Here is a 21,094-nt window from a genome sequence, read left to right on the forward strand (position 1 = left end):
ACGAGCTCGACCTGTTCGGCCGCCTGGCCCGGGCCAGCGATGCCGCGCGGCTGGATGCCCAGGCCAGCAAAGCGCTGCTGCAGAGCACGCGGCTGATGGTGCAGGCGCAGGTCGCGCAGACCTACTTCGCGCTGCGCGCACTCGATGCCGAGCGCCGCCTCGTGCGGCAGACCGTCGCCGCGCACGAGGAGACCGCGAACCTCGTCGAGCGGCGCTACCGCGCCGGCGACATCGCCGAGCTGGACCTGGCCCGCGCCCGCACCGAGCTCGCCTCGACCCGCTCGCAGGCGCTGTCGCTCGACCGGCAGCGCGCCACGCTGGAACACGCGCTGGCCGTGCTGGTCGGCGAGGTGGCCTCGGGCTTCGGCGTGGCCGAGGCCGAGTGGGCCAGCGCGCCGCCGCAGGTCCCCCCGGGCGTGCCGGCCACGGTGCTGACGCGCCGGCCCGATGTGGCTGCGGCGCAGAAGAGCTTCGAGGCAGCGCAGGCGCGCTTGGGGCTTGCGCGGGCGGCCTGGTTCCCCGACCTCTCGCTCACCGCCAGCGGCGGTTACGCCTCGACCGACCTGGGCGACCTGTTCAAGTGGTCGGCCCGCGCCTGGGGCGTGGGCGCCCTGCTCTCGCTGCCGCTGTTCGACGGCGGCCGGCGCGACGCCACCGTGCGCGGCGCCGCCGCCACGCTGGACGCGGCGGCGGCGGACTACCGCGAGCAGGTCCTCGTCGCCTTCCGCGACGTGGAGGATGAGCTGGCCGCGCTGCGCCTGCTGCAGGAGCAGGCCGGCGTGGTGGGGCAGGCAGTCGAATCGGCCAGCCGCGCGACCGCCCTGTCCGACTCGCGCTACCGCAACGGCCTGGTCAGCCAGCTCGAGCTGCTCGATACGCAGCGCAGCGAGCTGGCCAGCCGGCGCCAGGCGCTGCAGGTGCGCGCGGCGCAGTACCAGGCCAGCGTGGGGTTGGTGCGCGCCCTCGGCGGTGGGTGGGAGGCAGACAAGCCCGCGCCCATCGCCGCGCAGGACATCGTGGTGGAGGCGCCCAGTGCCGTCGTCTGGGCCCCGCCGGGGAGCGGAAAGGCGGCCGAGTAGCGGGCCCTCGCCGGCAAGGCGCCGGCCAAGGCGGCGCTTGACATGCAGGTATTTACCTGCATATCATCTCGGCACGCACAAACACGACGGATGGACGCGGACAAGGTTTTCAAGGCGCTGGGCGACCCGACACGCAGAAGGCTGCTCGACCTGCTGTGCGAGCACAACGGGCAGACGCTGGGCCAGCTCTGCGAGCACCTGGAGATGGCGCGGCAATCGGCCACCCAGCACATCGGGATCCTCGAGGCGGCCAATCTGGTGAGCACCGTCCGGCGCGGCCGGGAGAAGCTGCATTTCATCAACCCGGTGCCGCTGCACGAGGTCTACGAGCGGTGGGTGCGCAAGTTCGAACGCCAGCGGCTCAGCCTGCTGCACGACCTGAAGCAGGAACTCGAAGGAGAGTGACGATGAAGAAGACGAGCTTCGTCTACGTGACCTACATCCGCTCCACGCCGGAAAGGGTGTTCGAGGCCATCACGAAACCCGAGATCGCGCGGCGCTACTGGGGCCACGAGAACGTCTCCGACTGGCAGCCCGGGTCGGCCTGGCAGCACGTGCGCGCCGACGAGCAGCGTACGGTCCAGTTGGTCGGCAAGGTGGTCGAGGTCTCGCCGCCGACGCGCCTGGTCATCACCTGGGCGAACCCCTCGCAGGCCGCCGATCCGGCCAGCACCAGCCGCGTGAGCTTCGACATCGCGGCGTACGAGGGGATGGTTCGCCTGACCGTCACCCACGACGAGCTCGAGGCCGGCAGCGGAATGGCCAAGGGCATCCAGCAGGGCTGGCCGATCGTTCTTTCCAGCCTGAAGTCCCTGCTCGAAACGGGGCAGGGCATCGATGTCTTCGCCAAGCCCAAGGTGGCCTGATTCGTCGACCTGAACCAGGAGTCGTTCATGACCCAGCCCTACACCGGCGGATGCGCGTGCGGTGCGATCCGCTACGCGACCGGGCACGCGCCGGTCTTCCAGAATCACTGCCAGTGCCGCGATTGCCAACGGCGAAGCGGCACCGGGCACGGCTCCTGGCTGACCTTTCCCGCCCGGGCCGAGATGGCGATCACCGGCCAGGCGGCGCACTGGGAGGTTGCGGGAGACAGCGGCAACGTGAAGATCCACGCCTTCTGCCCCGTCTGCGGAACGCCGGTCTACCTGCGCTTTGCCGCGATGCCGGACCTGATCGCGGTCCCTGCGGCCAGCCTGGACGAGCCGGGCCGCTTCGTGCCGCAGGCCCTGACCTACAGCGTCCGCGGGCTGGCGTGGGACACCATCGATCCTTCGTTGCAGGCATTCGAGCGAATGCCGACCGGCTAGGGACGCCCAGACACAACTTTTCCCTAGACGTAGGGGTTTGTCGCCCCCGGTGCCGGGACTAGGCTGCCCCGCTTGGGGTGTGGCCAGGAAGTCCCGTCATGCGCCAACGGCGTGGCCTGTTGCCACGCCGAAATCCGGCACGGAGGCGGCACATGGCGGGCACTTCGGACAAGGTCTTCCTGCGTGCGTTCAGGTGGTTCAAGGGCGCGGTCGACCGGCTGCAGGGCGACTTGCCGTCCAGCCCCCCGGTCAACCTCTCGGCCGAGCTGACGAGCATCCTGCGCACCAAGCTCGGCCTGGAGCTGGACAAGACCGAAGCGACGATCGACCCGAGTGCCTTCGCCGCCACACGCGCCGAGGCGCAATCGCTGGCCATCGCGGCCATGGTCACCGGCGAGACGCTGGCGGCCCTGCGCACGCTGGGCGAGGTGCTGGCCGCCATCGGCGACGGCAGCATCGGCCTGGGCGAGCTGTCCAAGGTCATCCAGCAGATCGACCGCCTGATCGGGGCGGATCCCGGCAAGCCGCCATCCGCCTACTCGATCGCCAAGCTGCTGCTGATCCTGTCCGGTGATGCCGACGAGGCCGACGACAAGCCGCCGGCGCGCAAGCTGGTGCTGTTGCTGAAGAACGACCCGGGGCTCAGCGATGCGCAGGTCGCCGAGCCGCAGATGGTCCTGGGGCTGGCCATCATGGCCGTCGGCACCCTGCTCGATCGTTCGTTCGACGCGCCCGGCCTGCCCCAGCTGCCGGCGAACCAGGTCATCGACCTGCCGCCGGTCGAACAGCACAAGAGCTTCAGCCTCGCGCGCAGCGATGACGGCAGCAAGAAGCTCGACCTCAAGCTGGGCCTCATCAGCGACGGCGAGACCAAGCTGTTCGCCGAGCTGGCGAGCACCCTCGGCACACAGGCCGCCGTGGGCGACGCCTTCGAGCTGCAGTTCTCCACCGGCGCCAGCCTGCGCGCGTCGATCAAGGTGCCGCCGCTGGTGCCGCTGCCGGCATCGATCCCCAAGCCGAACTTCAACGGCGACCTGGACATCGGCATCCGCTTCGCGCGCAAGAGCAGCGCCAGCCCGCTGGTGCTGGGCTCGACCAGCGGGACCCACTTCTCGATCGGCGAGCTGTCGGGCGGCATCGTGCTGAAGAAGGCGTCGCCGCAGGTGGAGTTCGACCTCAAGGACAGCAAGCTGGTGCTGAAGATCGGCGACGACTCGCTGCTGTCCGCCGTGATGGGCGATGCGATCGAGGTGAAGCTCACCTTCGGCCTGATTGCCGATTCGGCCGGCCTGCGCCTGAAAGACGGCACCGGCCTGAAGGCCACCATCCCGCTCGAGAAGATCCCGAACAGCCCCGTCCAGATCCCCTTCCTCTACTTCGACCTGATCAAGGGCGACGACCTGAACCAGATCGACATCGAGATCGCCGGCTCGTTCCAGGTCGCCATCGGCCCCTTCGCCGGCTCCATCGACCGGCTGGGCACCAAGCTCAACCTGGCCAACATGCTCGGCGGGGGTGGGGCCAACCCGCTGGCGCAATGGGGCCTCAAGCCGCCATCGGGCGCGGGGCTGTCGATCGATGCCGGTGTCGTCAAGGGCGGCGGCTTCCTGCTGTTCGACCCCGATCGCGGTGAGTACGGCGGCGTCCTCGACATCAAGCTGATGCAGATCGGCGTCAAGGCGATCGGCCTGCTGTCGACGAAGAACCCGGGCGGCTGGTCGCTGCTGCTGATCATCACCGCCCAGTTGCCGCCCATCCAGCTCGGCTTCGGCTTCACGATGACCGGCATCGGCGGCCTGCTGGGCGTGCAGCACACGACCGACACGCAGGCGCTGAGCTCGGGGCTGTCAACCGGCTCGCTCGACAGCTTCCTGTTCCCGCAGAACCCGATCGCCAACGCGCCGCAGATCATCAACCAGCTGCGCACCATCTTCCCGTTCAGCCCCGGCGGCTTCGTGATCGGGCCGATGCTGGAGCTGGGCTGGGGCACACCGAGCCTGGTCACCGCGCGGCTGGGCGTGCTGATCGAGGCGAGCCAGCTCGTGATCGTCGGCCAGGTGATCGTGCAGCTGCCGCCGCTGGTCGACAAATCGCTGGCCCTGCTGTACCTGCAGATGGACATCGCCGGCGGCGTGGTGTTCGATCCGTTCAAGGTCTGGTTCGACGGCCTGCTGCGCGACTCGCGCGTGCTGTTCATCTCGCTGACCGGCCAGTTCGCCTTCCGCGCGCTGTTCGGTGACCGGCCGAGCTTCCTGATCAGCGCCGGCGGCTTCCACCCGCGCTTCACCGACATCCCGCCCGACATCCCCGCGCCGTTCCAGCGCGTGGGCGCCGAGTTCTCGATCGGCATCGTCGGCATGCGCTTCGAGGGCTACTTCGCGGTCACCTCGGCCACGGTGCAAGGCGGCTCGTCGATGCGGGTGTGGGGCGACGTGGGCATCGCGTCGTTCGAGGGCGGCTTCGAGTTCGACGCCATCATCTACATCGTCCCGAAGTTCCGCTTCGAGGTCGACATCCACGTCTGGGCCGGCGTCGAGGTGTTCGAGATCGACTTTGCCAGCGTCGACATCTACGGCATGCTGGCCGGCCCGGGGCGCTGGCACATCGTCGGCAAGGCGACCGTCCACACGCCATGGCCGCTGCCGGACTTCCACTTCCACGTCGACGAGAGCTGGGGCGAAGACCGTGCCACGCCGGTGCGCACGCTGCGCCTGGTCGACGAGCTGCGCAAGGAGCTGGAAGCCGCCGACGACAAGGGCACGCCGGTCAACTGGGCGGCCGTGCTGCCGGTGGCCAACGACGGCTTCGTCACGCTCATCAAGCTGCCGCCGGCACCGGGGCTGCTGGCCCACCCCAACGGCCTGCTGCAGTTCGTGCAGAAGCGCATGCCGCTGGCCAAGGCGCTGACCAAGCTCGGCTCCGACAGCATCGAAGGCGAGAAGCAGATCGCCATCGCCGACCTGAGCTTCGGCGCCATCACCAAGCCGGCCGACCGCCGGCTCGACGACAACTTCCCCATCGCGCAGTTCGTCGACCTCAATGAAGACGAGCTGCTGGGCAAGCCCTCGTTCGACCGCTTCGAGTCGGGCTTCGAGGTCGGCCAGAACGACTACCTGTTCGGCGCCGCGGTGGCCGATCGCTTCGACTACGAAGAGGTCAACCTCTCGACGCCCGCCGAGCCGACGTTGCTCGTGGCCGCCGGCCTCACGCTGGCCTCGCACATGGCCTGGGCGCTCGACACCGGCGCGGCCGGCCGCTCGGCGCTGCGCAACAAGGCGCTGCTGAAGCCCGAGGCCGAGGTGAAGCTGAAGGTCGACCCGCCGCCGCTGAAGGTGCTCGACGCCGGCACCGGCACGATGGCCGCGTCGGCGCTCGCCGGCCGGGCCGCGCAGTCGTTCTGGCATGCGCAGGACGCGGCGGCCGCCGCCGGCCCCGCCGCCCAGGTGGTCGAAGCTTTCGAGATGTCGTTCTAGGAAGGACCTGAACATGCCTGTGGCCTACCAGTTCCTGCCCTGGGTGCGGCGCGGCCTCGCCGTGGCGCTGGACACCGAAGACAACCTGGGCGTGGGCAATGCGCTTGCCGCGCGCGGCGAAGCCAGCGTCGGCGTGCAGCTCGCGGCGCCGCACGATGGCGAGGCGATCGCGCCGCTGTCGCTGCGTTTGCACGGCCCGGGCGACGTGATCGGCATCGACACGCGGCTGGTGATCCGCACCGACCCGAAGCCCGAGGCGCGCAACTTCGAGCCCAACTACCTGGCCATCGTCGATTTCGACCCGCCCGACTTCGTGTGGATGCTCACCCCCGCCAAGGCGCAGGGCGACCGCCGGCTGCGGCCCTGGCTGGTGCTGGTGGTGCTGGAGGTGGCCAAGACCGGCCGCCCGCGCATGGCACCCGGCGCGCTGCTGCCCTCGGTGCGCATCAAGGCGGCCGATGTGGCGGCCGAGCTGCCTGACCTCGCCGATTCGTGGTCCTGGGCGCATTCGCAGCTCGTCAACGACAACGCCGCGCAGATCCAGGCCGATCTGCAGGGCAAGCCGGCGAGCAACATCTCGCGGCTGGTCTGCCCGCGGCGGCTGAGGGAGCGCTGCGATTACGTGGCCTGCGTGGTGCCCGCCTTCGAGCCCGGCCGGCTGCGCGGCCTGGGCCTGGTCGCCGACGAGAACGCCCCCGCGATGACCACGCTCGCCCCGGCCTGGAACAAGGCGGTCCAGGCCGACGTGGTGCTGCCCGTCTACTACCACTGGGAGTTCTCGACCAGCCCCAAGGGCGACTTCGAATCGCTGGCGCGGCGCCTGCGCACGCCGGGCTCCTACCAGGGCACGCCGCTCGAAGCACAGCTCGCCGCGGTCGGCACCATCCCGATGTCGGTCGACGACCTGCTCAACGGCGCCACGCCGGGCCTGCAGACCACCATGGAAGGCGCGCTGGTCCCGATCAGCTTCGACCCCGGCGCGCTGCCGCACGACACCCAGGCCGAGAGCCTGGAGATCATCGTCAACACGCCGCAGGACCAGGTCGTGAACCCGGTGGGCGACGGTGCCAACAACGCCGAGGGCCGGCGCATCGAGGTCAAGCCGCCGATGGTGGGCGGCTGGCATGCGAAGAAGCACCAGGTCTTCCGCCCCGGCATGGGGCCCGCGGGCACGCCCAAGCTGGGCGCGCACTGGCTGGCCGATCTGAACCTGAACCCGCGCTACCGCGGCGCGGCCGGCTACGGCGCCGAGGTGGTGCGCAAGAACCAGGAAGACTACGTCGACGCCTGCTGGGGCCAGATCGGCGACATCCTCGCCGCCGAGATGAAGTTCAACCTCACGCGCCTGGCCATCGAGGCGCTGGGCGCGCTCAAGCGCAAGCACTTCGATGTGCTGCCGCCGGAGCGGTTGATGCAGGTGTTCGGCCCGGCGCTGCCGCGTATCGAGGCCTACGGCTCCGCGGCGCAGACATTCCGCATCAACGGCGAGGTCGCCTCGCTCGGCGGCCGGCTCGCCCGCTCGAGCATGCCCACCGCGCTGATGGACGCCGCGCTGCGCCGCGTGGCCAGCCCCGCCAACCGCGCGCTGCGCGTGGCGGCCCGGCTCAACAAGACGACCGAGGCATTGCCTGCCATCGCGACGAGCTACCTCTCGACCATGGCCAAGGCCACCGCCAAACCCGCCGCGTTCGCGGTGAACGCCTTCATGCCCGACGGCATCGTCGGCACCAAGATGTTCGATGGCGTCGGGCTGAGCGGCGAGGCCGGCTCGCGGGTCGATCTGTCCGGCGTCGGGCTGCCCGGCGCCGCCTACACTGTCGGCCAGGTCAGGCAGACGCTGGACCGAGGCAACGTCGCCAGGCGAACGTTGGCCTCCAAGGGCGTGCCGGAGCTGATGATCCGCGTCGGCCAGCACCTGGGCGTGTTCACCGACCTGCACGTGGGCCGCTTCGGCGCGCTGGCCTCCAGCGCGGCGGCCGTGAAGGCCAGCGACTGGGGCCTGGTCGCCTCGCAGGTCGAGGCGCTGGGCCAGCGTGGCATCGAGGGCTTCCTCGTCGAATCGACCACGGCCACCGCGCAACTGCAGGTCAGCGCGATGCGGCTGGACGCCCGCAGCGGCCGCTTCACGATCGACCGCGTCACCGGCCGCTTCGACAAGACCCGCCGCGCCATGCCACTGACCGGCAAGACCCGGGCGGCGAAAGCCATCGCCGGGCTCGCCGGCATCCAGCTCGGCCAGGTGGCCATCGACACCTCGCGCACCTTCAGCGCCGGCGCGCTGATCGCGACGCTGCCGCCCAATGCACTGGTCTCGGAGATCGGCGAAGAGACACCGAGCTTCACGCTCGATGCCAACCTCGAGTTCGAGCGCGCCCGCACCGGCGGCGAGTCGCCGCCGGTGGTGAGCATCACACTGCCGCCGGCCATCCGCCAGCGCGAGGTGCTCAACCGCTTCTCCAGCGCCACGCGCGGCGTGCAATCGACCTGGCGCGATGCCTTCGTGGCACGGCGCGTCGAGGTGCAGGTGATCGATTTCCCGATCGCGCAAGCAGCCGAGATCGTGCGCGCCCGCACCGACCCGGCGCTGACGCTGCCCCTGCGCCTGGCCTCGACGGTGTCGGTCGCGCAGGCGGCGCTGGGCAAGAGCACGCCGCATGTCGCGCGCTACCTCGGCAGCAGCGCCACGGCCGACCTGCGCTTCATGATCCCCGCGCTGTTCGACCGCGTGATGGCCTGGCCGCACCTGCACAAGGCGCTGTATGCCGACCTCGTCGCGTACGACCGCAATGCCTTCATGCCGGGGGTGGACGACCTGCCGCAAGACCTGATCATGCTGGTGCAGGTGAACCAGTTCTTCATCGATGCGGTGATGGCCGGCGCCAACCACGAGATGAACCGCGAGCTGCTGTGGCGCGGCTTCCCCACCGACCTGCGCGGCACGCCGTTCCAGCGCTTCTGGCGCCAGCGGCAGGACGACATGGAGCCCATGCACCTGTGGAACGCGCAGCCGCTGGGCCTGCGCGACGACCCGAACCTCACCGACCCGAACCGCGTGGCCCTGCTGGTGCGCGGCCAGCTGCTGCGGCGCTACCCCAACACGGCCGTCTACGCCTGGCGCAAGCGCACCACGCCCGCCAGCCCCGACCCGAACAACCCCGACCACACGCAGCTGAAGAAGACGCCCGACGGCGGCGCGGCGCCGGTCGACATCCAGCAGCCGGTGTTCCAGGGCGTGATCCCGCCAGACATCACCTTCTTCGGCTTCGACATCGACAAGGAAGACGTCGGCCAGTGGTGCTTCGTGCTCGAAGAGCAGATGACCGAGCCGCGCTTCGGCTTCGATGTCGACGTGCCGGTGCCGGGCCAGCCGCAGGGGGCCAAGCCGCTGCAGCGCTCGGCCCTGAAGTCGGCACTGATCGAGATGGCCACGCCCGGCAACGCGCGGCTGGCCAGCGGCTACAACGCCTACAAGGCCTTGTCGTGGTCGCACCTGCAGGTGCAGGAGGGGCTGAACTTCAGCATCGCGCAGGTCATCAACCCGCCGAACCAGCCCTTCGCCGACTTCCCCGCGCTGGCGGCCAACGCGACCGCCGCCGACATCGCCAAGGCCCTGCTGCAGCAGCCCTTCCGCGCCTACTACCTCGGCAACGACCTCGCGACATGAAGCAACCTGTGGAGCCGATGACATGCCACTTCTTCCCCTGAACCTGGCCGCCATCGGCGAGGCCCGCGCGGGCCTGGCCAAGCAACGCGGTGAACAGCGCAGCGTCAGCGCGCAGCATGCGCAGGCCAACGCCGAGCTGCAGCGCCTGCGCCGCGCCGGTGCCGATGCGCGCACCCTGGTGCAGCAGGAGCAGGCCGTGGCGCGGCTGGCCGAGGCGGCGCGCGGCACCGAGAAGAATGCCCGCGCCTCGCTGACCTCGATCCGCAACCTGGCCGAGGAGTTGCGCACGGGCCGCGACCCGGCCGACATGGTGCAGGCGCTCGATGCGAGCCACCCGGTGCTGCTGATGCCGGTGGCCATCCAGACGCGCTACGACGATGCGACCACGCAGTTGATGATCCGCCTCTACCCCGACAGCCTGCACGGCTTCACCCACGACCCCGGGCTCACGCCCAACGAGATCGACGAGGGCAAGCGCTACTGGACGCAGCGCTTCGCCGTGCCGGACGACGCCCCATCGCCCTGGCTGCAGATCGCACGGCTGTTCGGCCCGCAGCGCGCGGCCTATGTGGTGCAGGCCACCACGCCCACCAACGTGGTGCAGATCGGCGCCGACGAAGCGCCGGTGTTCGACGATGCCGCGATCCCGCAGTCGGCCCCCGGCTCGCAGCAGGTGTACGCGCAGGTGCTGCCCAACCGCTTCGTCGCCATCGGCCTGCGCGGCGGGCAGGAGATCTTCCGCAAGTGGGGCGCCCCCGTCGCCGACCAGCTCGCGCTGTCGCCGCTGTTCGACCCGCTGCTGGCCGAAGGGCAGGACCCGGACACCTTCGACCCCTTCGCCGACGACCGCGCCTGGATGGTCGACTACCCCGCGGCGGTCGCCGCCGGCATGGGCATCACCATCACCCAGGCCGACCTGAAGGCCGGCGCGCTGATGACGCACGGTGTCGAGCGCCTGGTGGTGCTGGGCGTCGACTGGACGCAGACGCCCGACGGCGCCGCCGCGCTGGTGGCCTCGCTGTTCGACAACCACCTGCATGCCGACGGGCTGAAATTCGTCGCGCAGGGCACGCCGACCAACAACACCGCCGCCACGCGCGCCGGCTTCACGGCCAATGGCGCCGACGTGGTCGAAGCGCTGGACCCGGCCCAGGCCGCCGCCAACTCGCAGGCCGTGGCCGACGAGCTGGCCAGCGCCGGCGCCCGCATGCAGCTGCTGCTCGGCCTGCCGCCCTCGGGCTTCGATGCCGGCCTGGTGCCCGGCGCCACGCTGCTCGAAGGCGCCAGCGCGGGCCACATGCTCAACGCGCTGTGGAACGCCACGCTGGGCTACACGCTGCGCTTCTTCTGGAACCCGATCGACAGCGGCCAGACCCTGATCGAGGATTCGGCGATCGAGCAGCTGCGCGCCTTCGGCGTGCGCTTCCTGCGCCCGAGCGGCCCCTTGTCGGCCCTGCGCGTGGGCAAGACGCCCTACGGCTTGCTGCCCGTCTGCGCGCGCGGCTACCAGCCCAAGGCCAACTCGGCGCTCGAGCGCGAGCTGCTGGAGGCCATCACCTGGTTCCGCAGCCACTGGGAGCTGGCGCAGGGCACCGTGCCCACGCTGCGCGACCCGAAGGCCGAGAGCCTGCACCAGGTGCTCGCGATGCAGCCCTGGGCACAGGCCAAGCGCTTCTGGCAGGTGGCCGGCCCGGCCGCGGTGAAGAACTACCCCGACATCGAGCCCTTCGCCGCCTGGCAGGGCCTGTTCCTCACGCTGCTGGTGCAAAGCCTGCTCGGCAAGCAGCCCTTCTCCACCCAGGCGCCCTTCCTCGCCACCTGCGCGGTGCGGCCCAAGCCGCATTCGCTCGATGCCGTGCCCTGGGTGCAGCGCGACCCCGATCACCCCCAGCAGGAGCTGCCGGCCGAGCGCACGCTCACGCCCAACTACATCGCCCAGCTGCTGCAACTGCTGTCGCAGCCCAGCGCCCAGGTGCGCGCCCAGATCACCGCGATGCAGGATGCCGATTCGCTGCTCGCCGCGATGCTGGCCTTCGCCGCCGACGAAGAGATGCTGCAGTCCGGCCGGGGCCTCTTCTTGAAGCACGTGCTGGAGCGCACCACGCTCAGCGCCGCGCTGAAGGCCGAGGCCACCCGCCTGCGCCCGGCCGAGTACATCGGCGTCGACGTGGCCACCACCATGGGCGACCAGTTCGACCTCGGCCACGCCAACGCGGTGCTCGGCCTCAAGCTCGAAGGCACCATCGGCGATGCCCCCACGGTCGAGGCCTACATCGGCAGCCACTTCGGCCAGCTCGCCATCAACTGGCCCGAGCAGTTGCAGAACATCGCCAAGTTCAGCGACAGCCTCGATTACCTCAAGGACCGCACCGCCGGCGAGCTGGGCCATGCGTTCCGCACCACGCTCGATCTGTACGCCCACCGGCTCGACGCCTGGATCACCGCGCTGGCCACCAAGCGGCTCGACGAGATGCGCGAGGCCGCGCCCGAGGGCCTGCACATCGGCGCCTTCGGCGTGGTCGAGGATCTGCTGCCTGATTCCGTGCGCCCGGCCGACCAGGCCGCCGACAGCTACGGCTACGTGCACGCGCCCTCGCTGCAGCAGGCGGCCACGGCGGCCATCCTGCGCAGCGCCCACGTCGCGAACCGGCAGGCCGCCGCCGGCGCGTTCGATCTCGACCTACGCTCGCACCGCGTGAAGCGCGCGCGCCGCCTGCTCGAAGGCATTGCCAACGGCCAGTCGATGGCCGCGCTGCTGGGCTACCGCTTCGAGCGCGGGCTGCGCGATGCCGCGCTGTCGCAGCACATCCTCGAGCTGCGCCGGGCCTACCCGCTGATGCCGGCCGGCGACCAGGCGGGCGACGAGGCCAAGGAGGCCATCTCGGCGCGCAACGTCATCGATGGCGTGCGCCTGATCCACGAATACCAAACCCAAGGTATCGGCCCCGTGCTCGCCGCCACCAGCCCGCCGCTGGTGCTGAGCCTGGAAGACCAGGGCAAGGTCGCCAAGATCATCGACGACCTGCTCGACCAGATGGATTCGGTGAGCGACCTGCTGATCGCCGAGAGCGTGTTCCAGGTGGCCGGCGGCAACATGAACGGTGCCGGCGCCGCGATGCAATCGCTGGACAAGCAGGAGCGCCCGCCCGACACCCGCGTGATGGACACGCCGCACAGCACGCGCGGCTACACCCAGCGCGTGGTCGTGGCGCTGCAATCCACCGCCCTGGGCCCATGGGCCGGCGTGGCGGACGACGACCTCGCCGCGCAGGTGGAGCCGCGCCTGAACGCCTGGCTCGCCGGCCTGCTGGGCGACCCGGCGAGCTACGTGTTCGGCGCCAAGCTGATGAACGCCGTGCTCGACGATGCCGAGCCGCCCCGGATCGTCGGCTGGGCCGATGCGGGCGAGACGCTGGAAGTGGGCCTGGATGACCTGGGCCTGTCGCCGCTGGCGTTGGTGCTCGGCAGCGAGGCCCGCCAAGGCAGCGGCCAGAGCGAGGTGCAAGAGCGCATTGGCGCGGCGCTGTCGGCGCAGGCCCGCGCCCTGCCCGGCGCCGTGCCCGAGCGCCAGGCGGTGGTGCTGCAGGCCGAGTCGCCGCGGGACGGCAAGCTCGGGCTGGTCGCTTTCGAATCCTTCGCCTGGCTGCTGCGCCGCCTGCTGGAAAAGGCCCGCCCGCTGCGCCGCATGGACATGGTGCGCGCCGAAGACGGCGTGGAGGCCGAGGCCATCCTGACCGACGGCGAGTTCGCCGGCGTCGACCTGGCCGACCTGAAGGCTCGGCTGGACGCCGCCGAGGTGCCGGCGCTCGCCGCCATCGCCGACCTGGCCGACGCCATCGCGCCCGTGCCGCTGGACGAACAAGGCTTCGTCGATCTCGCGCCCAATGCGCCCGAGCGCGCCGCGCTGCTCGCCGACCTGCACACCGCGCTGGCCCAGGCGCGCCAGCTGGGCTGGCGCAGCGCGCTGCCGAGCGAGCGCGTGGCCGCGGCTTCGGCCGAAGGCGAACGCGTGAGCCCCGCGGACACGCTGGAGCTGGCCTACGCGCGCGCCAAGGCGCTGCTGGCCGAGGTGCAGGGCCGGCTCGATGCCGCGCCGCCGCCGCAGGCCGGCGACCCACTCGCCCGGCAGGCCCAGGCCGCGCTGGACCGCATCGCCGCCATCCTCGGCAAGGCCTTCCCGGTGCTGCCGCAGTTCAACCTCGGCGCCTACGCGCCCGATGCCGCGGCCACGCTGGCCGACCGTGCCTCGCTGCTGGGCGGCGACGAGCTGGCGATCAGCGGCTGGCTGCCCAAGCTCGGCTGCGTGCGCGAGGCCACCGGGCTGCTGGCCGATGTGCTGACCGCCGCCGAGGCCATGGGGCAATTCGGCACGCCGCAGGACTGCAAGCTGCTGCAGTTCCCGCGTGATGCCGCAGCGCGCTGGGCCGCGCTGCCGCCGGCACCCAAGCAGGATCTGCGCGGCACCGTCGCCGTGGTTGCCCATGCACCGGGCGCGCTGGCCGGGCTGGCACCGGCCGACACGCTGGCGGGCCTGTTCATCGACGAGTGGTCGGAGACCATCCCCACCGACCACGAGACCACCGGCCTGGGCTTCCATTTCGACGCGCCGGGCGCGCGGCCGCCGCAGAGCATGCTGCTCGCCGTGCCCGCCGACCCCGACGCCGATTGCTGGACGCTCGATGCGCTGCTGGCCACCGTGAACGAGGCGATGTCGCTCGCGCGGCTGCGCGCCGTGCGCCCGCAAGACCTGGCCGGCCTGGGCCTGATGCTGCCGGGCATCTTCTTGTCCAACAACTTCAAGCGCGACGTGCCCTCGGTCGACTTCGCCGCGATGCTCGAGAAGAACCTCTCGGTGCTGCGCGCGGTCGGTGGCCAGGCCAGCGAGAACAGTTTCATGAAGATCGCGGCCGGCACGCTGACCGCATTCGAGTGAGGGCCCACGGGCGTCTGATATGGGTGTTTATCGAGTCTCCGCCAAGTCGCTCGGCATCGAGGCCATCTCGGCCGCCATCGCCAAGCCCGACCCTTCGGCCACCACCTGGTCGCGGCTGGAGCCGCTGCCGACCAACGACGACGTGACCGAAGCGCTGCAGGCCCGCGTGGCCGACCCGCTGTGGATGCTGGCGCGCCAGTGGCAGTTCAACGAGTTCCAGGGCGAGGACGCGGGCAGCCCCATCAAGGCCGGCCTGCGCATCGAGGGCGTGCCGGTCACCTCGCTGGTCGGCGGCAATGCGCCCGCGCGGTCGCTGGCCGGCGCACCACCGATCGAGGCGCTGGTCGAGCACGAGCAGGTGCTGCAGGCCCACCCCAAGCTCAACGCCCAGGCCGGCCAGCAGCTGATGCGCCAGCTGCGCGCCGCCGGCCTCGCCGCCGCCCTGCCCCCGCTGCTGGCCGACTACCCCGCCAACATCTCGAAGCCGCAGGATCCGGCGGCCGACAACGCCGGCTTCGTGTGGAATGCGCTGCTCGACGGCAAGTCCATCGACGCCTTCGCGCTGGCCGCCGACCTGCGCCCGCTGGTGGGCAACGACGCCGCGCTCGATGGCTTCGGCACCAGCCTGGGCCTGGCCGGCGCGCAACTGCCCGGCTTTCGCGCCACGGCCACGGCCTGGCTCGCCTGGCTCGGCGAGCTCGCGCTCGAAGGCGCCGCGCCCGGCGCGAGCGCCTACTGGAACCCGCAGCGGCTGGAATACGCCTTCTCGCTGCAGGCCGACGGCACCGCGCCGCTGCTCAAGCTCGATGCCGACGAATACACCGACGGCCGGCTCGACTGGCACACCTTCACGGTCAACGCCGACGAAGCCGGCGCGGGCCCGAACGTCCAACTCATCGAGGTCGAGCCCAAGCGCCCGCCGATGCCGGCCATTGCCCGCTACCCCGGCATGCCGGCCGACCGATATTGGGAGTTCGAAGACGGCCGGGTCAGCTTCGGCATGCTCGGCGCGGCCAAGAACGACCTGGCGCGGCTCGCGGTGATCGAGTACGCGCTCGTTTTCGGCAACGACTGGTTCACCCTGCCCATCACGCTGCCGGTGAACGCGCTGTACCGCGTGGCCAAGCTCGACGTGCTCGACAACTTCGGCATCACCGTAAAGATCCCGCCGGCCACGAACCCCAATGGCACGCAGTGGACGATGTACGAGATGAGCGTGGGCGCCAGCCCGCTGGTGCCGCGGCCGCGCCTGAACGACATCCTCTACCTCTGCCCGGCCGTGAAGGCGCTCGAAGGCGCGCCGCTCGAGCACGTGCTGATGATGCGCGACGAGATGGCCAACATGGTGTGGGGCATCGAGAAGCGCGTGCAAGGCACCTCGGGCGAGCCGCTGGACCGCAAGTTCGAATCGCACCGCCTGTCGACCAACCAGCAGCTGCGCCCGCCCCCCGGCGCCGTGCCCGCGCCCGGCGGCGCGCCGCTGCACTACACGCTGCAGACGCCGGTGGCGGCGCACTGGATCCCCTTCCTGCCGGTGAAGAAGGCGGGCGCCATCCCGGCCAACTGGTCCATCCAGTTGCAGCGCGGCGTGGTCACGCAGCACTACCAGGTCACGCCCGATCGCCTGAACGACCCGCGCAACGCCGACTACAAGGCCTTCATCGATCGCCTGCGCAACGCGCCCTTCGTCGAAGAGAAGCCCGAGCAGGGCCCGCCCGACAACCGGCTGCAAGGCTTCATGTTCCACCCGCGCGGCGCGCTGCTGCGCCTGGACCCGAACGCCCCGGTGGACACCGATTACCTGCGGCTCGAGGAAGAAGAAGTGCCGCGCGACGGCATCGAGCTCAAGCGCGCCTTCAACTACGCCCGCGATGCCCAGGGCCGCGCCGTGCTGTGGATCGGCCGCAGCAAGACCACCGGCCGCGGCGAAGGCGCGAGCGAACTGCGGTTCGATGTGATCCGGCGCGGGCGCGGCACCTGAGCGGGGCCGGCTGGTGCCGGTGGCTCAGTCCTCGTCGGGGTCGTGGTATTCCTTGGGCAGGTGGTGCGCGATGCCCTTGTGGCAGTCGATGCAGGTCTGTCCGTCGTCGCGCGCCTTCATGTGCTTCTTGTAGACCGTCTGCTTCTGCACATCACCGCTCATCGCATCGAAGTCGTGGCAGTTCCTGCACTCGCGCGAGCCGTTGGCCTTCATGCGCTCCCACTCGTCGGTGGCCATCCGCATGCGGTTGGCCTCGAACTTCTCGCGCGTGTCGATGCGGCCCGTGAGCTTGGCCCACACTTCGCCGCTCGCCTGGATCTTGCGGGCGATCTTGTGCGTCCAGTCCTTGGGCACATGGCAATCGGAGCAGATCGCGCGCACGCCCGTGCGGTTGCTGTAGTGCACGGTCGTCTTGTATTCCTGGTAGACGTTGTCGCGCATCTCGTGGCAGGTGATGCAGAACTCGAGCTGGTTGGTGGCCTCCATGCCGGTGTTGAACCCACCCCAGAAGACGATGCCCAGCACGAAGAACACGCTGGCGATGCCCGCAAAGGAGTATCGGGTGCTGGGCCGGCGCAGGGCCGCCCAGATGCGACGCACCAGGCCGGGCGAATCGCCGGTGTCTTGCTCTTTCATGCGGGTCTTTCCACGGGAAGCCGTCGCGGCGGCCGGTTCACAGGAAGCTGTAGCGGTAGATCAGGAACACCCGGTTCTGGGTGTAGTCCGGCAGGGCCTGGTTCGTGGGCAGGGTCGTCGTGCCGGTGTAGCCCATCTGGTAGAAGTTGTAGAGGTAGTCGGCGGCCGAGAGCTTCTGGTACTGGTAGCCCAGCGTCAGCGCCGAACGCTTGTCGATGAGGTACTCGCCTGCCAGCTTCAGCTGCAGCAGCCGGCTGCGGATGTCCGGCACCGGGCCGCATGAATAGCCGGCGTTGCTGGGCGCCGTGCAAGAGGCGGCCTCGTAATGCAGGACGGTCTCGTAGCCGGTGGTCGCCAGTGAATAGACCAGATCGCCCTTGAGCTGGAGCCGGCCGCCGGCCAGGCCCGCCTGCCGCGCCGACACACCCACGGTCGTGGCGTCGTCGGTGAGGTGGTTGCTCCACAGGTTGGTCAGTGCCGCCACGGCATTGCGCCCGTTTGCCGTGAGCAGGCTGCGAGTGCGGTGTTGCCAGGTCGCGAACGCCGAGACCGATGTCTTGTCGGACACCTCGTAGGTGGCATCGAGGTTCGCGTTGGCACCGTTGCCGTGCTGCACACCCAGGGCCGAGTCGGTGTAGTCATCCCGCACCGCCCGCGCGCTGGCGCTCAGGCTCAACGCCTTCGTGGCTTGCCAGTCGACCGCGGCCTTGGCCGACCACTGCTCGCGCGACGCCTGGAAGAACGCGAGGTAGCCGTAGTTCTCGAAGCCCTCGTCGTTGGTCTGCATCGGGTTGTAGAACGATGCATTGACGGTCGAATCGCGCTTGCCGTAGCCGAGCCCCAGGGTCATGTGCGCGTCCTCGCCGACGTTCTGCCGGTAGCGTGCGTTGAGCTTGTCCTCGGTGCTCTGGGGGACCTGCACGCACGACGCCACCGTGTAGTAGCCGGTGTTCGTCTCGGACAAGGTGCCCTGCGCCGCATTGGCCGCCGCGTTGCGGCACCAGCGCTCGACCTTTTCGTTCTCATAACCGAGGTGCAGCGTCTGGCCGGGCGCCCAACGGTAGTCGCCGGCGAGCTCCAGCTGCGTGCGGCGGTGGCTCATCGGCGTGTTGACCGACGATTCCGCCGCGGCGCCCAGGTCGAGGAAGCCGTAGGTCGCCGACGCGGTCCGGTTCTCCCGCTCGTTGTATTTCAGGTCGGCGGCCAGCACCAGCCGTGGAATGGAACGGTCGGTGATCTTCAGATCGGCATGGGTCGTCACCACGCGACCGTCGAGCGAGTTGCGGGGCAGCCCGCCGGCCTGCATCTGGTCGAGGTTGACGTAGGCCTGGTCCTGCGTGATCACGGCGCGCGACACGCTGCCCGCGAAACGTGTCGTGGGCCGCAGCTCGTAGCCGCCGGTCAGCCCGAACTGCCTGGACGTGTTGTCCGGCATGGTGCTCACCGCGTCGAGCGGGAACGGAACACCCAGCAAGGTGCCGGTGGGCACCGTCGCCGCGCTCGTGTAGGGGTTGGAGAAGTCGACCTGCCGGTACCCGTCGGTGAAGCGCGAGCCGACATAGGACACCGAAGCGAAACCGTGTTCGCCCGTCCAGTTCAGCGTGGCGCGCAGGGTGTCGGTCGTGTAAGCCGTCGGGTTCGCCAGCAGCAGGATCGCCTCGCGCCCGGGCTTGTAGTCGGGCGGGGTGCTGCCGGGGGCGGCGATGTTGCCGTCGGTGGCCACGGACATGAGCTTGGCGCCGTCCTGCTCGACGTGGCCCCAGCTCACCCGAAGGTTGAACCGCTCGTTGAAGTCGAGGCCGCCGGCGAGGGTGCTGGTCTGCCGGTCACTGTGCACGTCCATCGGGTGGAAGAAGGACTTCTGCGTGTCGGTGAGGTTCTGCGTGCCGTAGGGCGTGGGCGCCGACGCCGTCGAGACGACACCGAAGGGCTGCGGCAGCACGAAGCTGTTGCCCCCCATGCTGCCCACCAGCGGGGTCTGGTAGGTGTCGGTGTACGAATGCCGCAGCGAATCGAACGACAGCCCGAGGCGCCAGCGCCCCTGGTCCGTGGCCAGCGCATCGATGCGGCGCGAGGTCAGGCCGAGGTCGGTGGCGGTCAGCCGGTATCGGTAGGTGCCGCTGCCCAGTCCGTAGGCAGTGCCACCGGACAGGTCCAGGTTGCCGATCAGATCGGCGCCCTGGTCGGTCAGGCCGCTGTATTCCCCGAATTTCGGCGACGACTTCGTGTCGTAGCCGACCCCGATCTCGACCGTGTTGGTCGGCTGGACCAGGGCCTTGACCTCGTCGCTGTCGTCGGCCCTTGCGGCGGGCGACAACATGGACAGGCTGGTGATCGCGGCCTGGACGGCCAGTGCCACCGGCCTCAGGGCAAGCGCGTTGCGTTGGGCAGACATCATGGACTCCCTCGTTCAACGATGCAGGAAGGCGCCAGCCGGGCTGTTCGACCCGTGGATCATCGCGTGACAGTTCAGGCACGCGCGGCCGGCGGCGCTGGAGCTCGGGTTCGGCGAGCGATTGCTGGTCACGGCGAACCCGGCGTTCGGGTTCTGCAGGCCGCCGGCACCCGGGCCGTACGGCGCCTGGCTGTTGTGCGGGCCGTCGTGGCAGTCGTCGCACAGGAACGGCGCCCGGGCCTTGAGCAGCGGCGACAGGTTCGATCCGTGCGGCGTGTGGCAGGCGGTGCAGTCCTCGTTGACCGGCTGGTGCTCCCACAGGAAGGGGCCGCGCTTCTCGGCGTGACAGCTCAGGCAGGTGTCCACCACCGACGCCGTCTTCAGCAGCTTGGGCCCGGTCGATCCATGCGGGTTGTGGCAGTCGGAACAGGCCACCTTGCCGGCATCGATGGGGTGCGTGGAGATCTTGTGCACGTCGGCGCGCTGCTCCTTGTGGCAGGCGAAGCAGGCCTCACGTTGCGACACGCGCTCGCGCACCTTGTCGCGCGGCTCGTGCACCTTGTGGCAGTCGTTGCAGGCGACGCCGCCGGCTTCGTGGGCGCTGCCCTCCCAGTGGCTGCGCTGCGTGCCCTTGTGGCAGGCCGCGCAGGGCGCGCTGCGGTCGCCCGCCTCCGAGACCGGGAAGGTGTGCTTGTTGAACACGACATCGGGCCTCGGACGGCCCGTGCCCTGGTTGCCAGCCAGGTGCTTCTCGCTGGCGCCGTGACAGGACTGGCAGGTCGGCGTGCGGCCGTCGCCGTGCACGCCATGCGCCGTCTGGTAGATCGAGAGAATCGGCATCGACTCGCTCTCGTCATGGCAGCGCGTGCACTTGGCATCTTCGGCCAGACCGCGTCGTGCAGCGTCGGCTGCTGCGGTGGTGGCCGCCGCGCCGGGAGGTTCGGCCGCAAAGGCCGGCGTGAGCCAGCTCGAGAGCATCAGGCCCGCGGCGAGGGTAATACGGAGGACGAGTCGCACTTGAAGCCCCTTCCTTTGGTGGTACCCGTGCCCTACTGGGCGAGGATCCACTGGATCAGGTTGTTGATCTGCGCGGTGTCGTTGGCCGGGCTGGTCTTGACGATCTTGTGCGCCTCCTCGTGGCCATCCGGGAACTTGGCCTTCTCGCCCGAGGTGATGTGCTGCACCAGCCTCGACTGCGCATCAGGCTTGCCTTGGTACTTCTCGGCGACCTTCTTGTAGGCGGGCCCGTCCTTGTCCTTCGACACGCTGTGGCACTTGAAGCAGTTGTTCTCGCGCGCCAGCGCCTTGGCCGCTTCTTCATCCACCGCGAGCGCAGTGCCGGGGGCCGAGAGCATGCCGCCGGCGGCCAGGGCCAGCGCGCAGAGCATGGGGAGTCGACGGATCATCGTGGTTACCTTGCCGTTCGTTTCCGGATGGGACGAACGCATGTTGCGACCGGCACTTCGCGGGCGCTATCGGAGTCCACTCAAAGTGACCCTCGGAGATTTCCGATGGGCCATCGGATCGACGCTCGGTGGCGCTGCCTCGGGCGGGCAGCGGCGATCTCAGTCCGGGCGCTGGTCGAACAGGCCGTGGTCGATCGCGTAGCGCACCAGGTCGACC

12 protein-coding genes are annotated in these 21,094 nt (G+C 70.1%); 8 read left to right on the forward strand and 4 right to left on the reverse strand.

Going from position 1 to position 21,094, the window contains the following annotated elements; genetic code table 11:
• The 8 genes from VJ693_RS13020 to VJ693_RS13055 all read left to right on the forward strand — a co-directional run.
• The coding region (locus VJ693_RS13020; RefSeq protein WP_324154715.1) for an efflux transporter outer membrane subunit at positions 1 to 1,079 on the forward strand (1,079 nt) is incomplete at its 5' end.
• Positions 1,080 to 1,169: 90 nt separating this feature from the next.
• Positions 1,170 to 1,484, forward strand: coding sequence for a metalloregulator ArsR/SmtB family transcription factor (locus tag VJ693_RS13025; RefSeq protein WP_324154717.1), 315 nt, complete (start codon positions 1,170 to 1,172; stop codon positions 1,482 to 1,484).
• 2 nt (positions 1,485 to 1,486) lie between these two features.
• On the forward strand, positions 1,487 to 1,945 hold the full coding sequence (locus VJ693_RS13030; RefSeq protein ID WP_324154718.1) for an SRPBCC family protein: 459 nt from the start codon (positions 1,487 to 1,489) through the stop codon (positions 1,943 to 1,945).
• Positions 1,946 to 1,972: 27 nt separating this feature from the next.
• The gene (locus VJ693_RS13035; protein ID WP_324154720.1) at positions 1,973 to 2,389 is read left to right on the forward strand and encodes a GFA family protein; all 417 of its coding nucleotides are present in this window, start codon (positions 1,973 to 1,975) and stop codon (positions 2,387 to 2,389) included.
• A gap of 152 nt (positions 2,390 to 2,541) precedes the next feature.
• Positions 2,542 to 5,862, forward strand: coding sequence for a DUF6603 domain-containing protein (locus tag VJ693_RS13040; protein WP_324154722.1), 3,321 nt, complete (start codon positions 2,542 to 2,544; stop codon positions 5,860 to 5,862).
• Positions 5,863 to 5,875: 13 nt separating this feature from the next.
• Positions 5,876 to 9,526 carry a hypothetical protein gene (locus VJ693_RS13045; protein WP_324154724.1) on the forward strand — a complete coding sequence of 1,217 codons (3,651 nt, stop codon included), beginning with the start codon at positions 5,876 to 5,878 and terminating at the stop codon, positions 9,524 to 9,526.
• A 22-nt stretch (positions 9,527 to 9,548) separates the two neighbouring features.
• Entirely contained in the window at positions 9,549 to 14,459 is a 4,911-nt protein-coding gene (locus VJ693_RS13050; RefSeq protein ID WP_324154726.1) for a hypothetical protein, read from the forward strand.
• 19 nt (positions 14,460 to 14,478) lie between these two features.
• Complete coding sequence (locus tag VJ693_RS13055) at positions 14,479 to 16,440, forward strand: hypothetical protein (protein WP_324154728.1); 1,962 nt, start codon at positions 14,479 to 14,481, stop codon at positions 16,438 to 16,440.
• A 24-nt stretch (positions 16,441 to 16,464) separates the two neighbouring features.
• Here VJ693_RS13055 and VJ693_RS13060 read toward each other — a convergent pair whose 3' ends face one another.
• From VJ693_RS13060 to VJ693_RS13075, 4 genes are read right to left on the reverse strand one after another with little or no spacing between them, the layout of a single operon-like run.
• On the reverse strand, positions 16,465 to 17,076 hold the full coding sequence (locus VJ693_RS13060) for a NapC/NirT family cytochrome c (RefSeq protein ID WP_324154730.1): 612 nt from the start codon (positions 17,074 to 17,076) through the stop codon (positions 16,465 to 16,467).
• Positions 17,077 to 17,113: 37 nt separating this feature from the next.
• On the reverse strand, positions 17,114 to 19,471 hold the full coding sequence (locus tag VJ693_RS13065) for an MtrB/PioB family decaheme-associated outer membrane protein (protein WP_324154732.1): 2,358 nt from the start codon (positions 19,469 to 19,471) through the stop codon (positions 17,114 to 17,116).
• Between the two features lie 15 nt (positions 19,472 to 19,486).
• Entirely contained in the window at positions 19,487 to 20,488 is a 1,002-nt protein-coding gene (locus VJ693_RS13070; protein ID WP_324154734.1) for a DmsE family decaheme c-type cytochrome, read from the reverse strand.
• A gap of 32 nt (positions 20,489 to 20,520) precedes the next feature.
• A complete protein-coding gene (locus VJ693_RS13075) occupies positions 20,521 to 20,877 on the reverse strand; it encodes a c-type cytochrome (RefSeq protein ID WP_324154736.1) in 357 nt (118 codons plus the stop codon).
• Between the last annotated feature and the right edge of the window lie 217 nt (positions 20,878 to 21,094).

This window comes from Ideonella sp. (assembly GCF_035254525.1).
Classification (GTDB): Bacteria; Pseudomonadota; Gammaproteobacteria; order Burkholderiales; family Burkholderiaceae_C; genus Ideonella.

Coding starts and splice junctions, on each gene's coding strand:
- VJ693_RS13025 (WP_324154717.1), top strand. CDS start 1,170: ATGGACGCGGACAAGGTTTTCAAGGCGCTGGGCGACCCGACACGCAGA.
- VJ693_RS13030 (WP_324154718.1), top strand. CDS start 1,487: ATGAAGAAGACGAGCTTCGTCTACGTGACCTACATCCGCTCCACGCCG.
- VJ693_RS13035 (WP_324154720.1), top strand. CDS start 1,973: ATGACCCAGCCCTACACCGGCGGATGCGCGTGCGGTGCGATCCGCTAC.
- VJ693_RS13040 (WP_324154722.1), top strand. CDS start 2,542: ATGGCGGGCACTTCGGACAAGGTCTTCCTGCGTGCGTTCAGGTGGTTC.
- VJ693_RS13045 (WP_324154724.1), top strand. CDS start 5,876: ATGCCTGTGGCCTACCAGTTCCTGCCCTGGGTGCGGCGCGGCCTCGCC.
- VJ693_RS13050 (WP_324154726.1), top strand. CDS start 9,549: ATGCCACTTCTTCCCCTGAACCTGGCCGCCATCGGCGAGGCCCGCGCG.
- VJ693_RS13055 (WP_324154728.1), top strand. CDS start 14,479: ATGGGTGTTTATCGAGTCTCCGCCAAGTCGCTCGGCATCGAGGCCATC.
- VJ693_RS13060 (WP_324154730.1), bottom strand. CDS start 17,076: ATGAAAGAGCAAGACACCGGCGATTCGCCCGGCCTGGTGCGTCGCATC.
- VJ693_RS13065 (WP_324154732.1), bottom strand. CDS start 19,471: ATGTCTGCCCAACGCAACGCGCTTGCCCTGAGGCCGGTGGCACTGGCC.
- VJ693_RS13075 (WP_324154736.1), bottom strand. CDS start 20,877: ATGATCCGTCGACTCCCCATGCTCTGCGCGCTGGCCCTGGCCGCCGGC.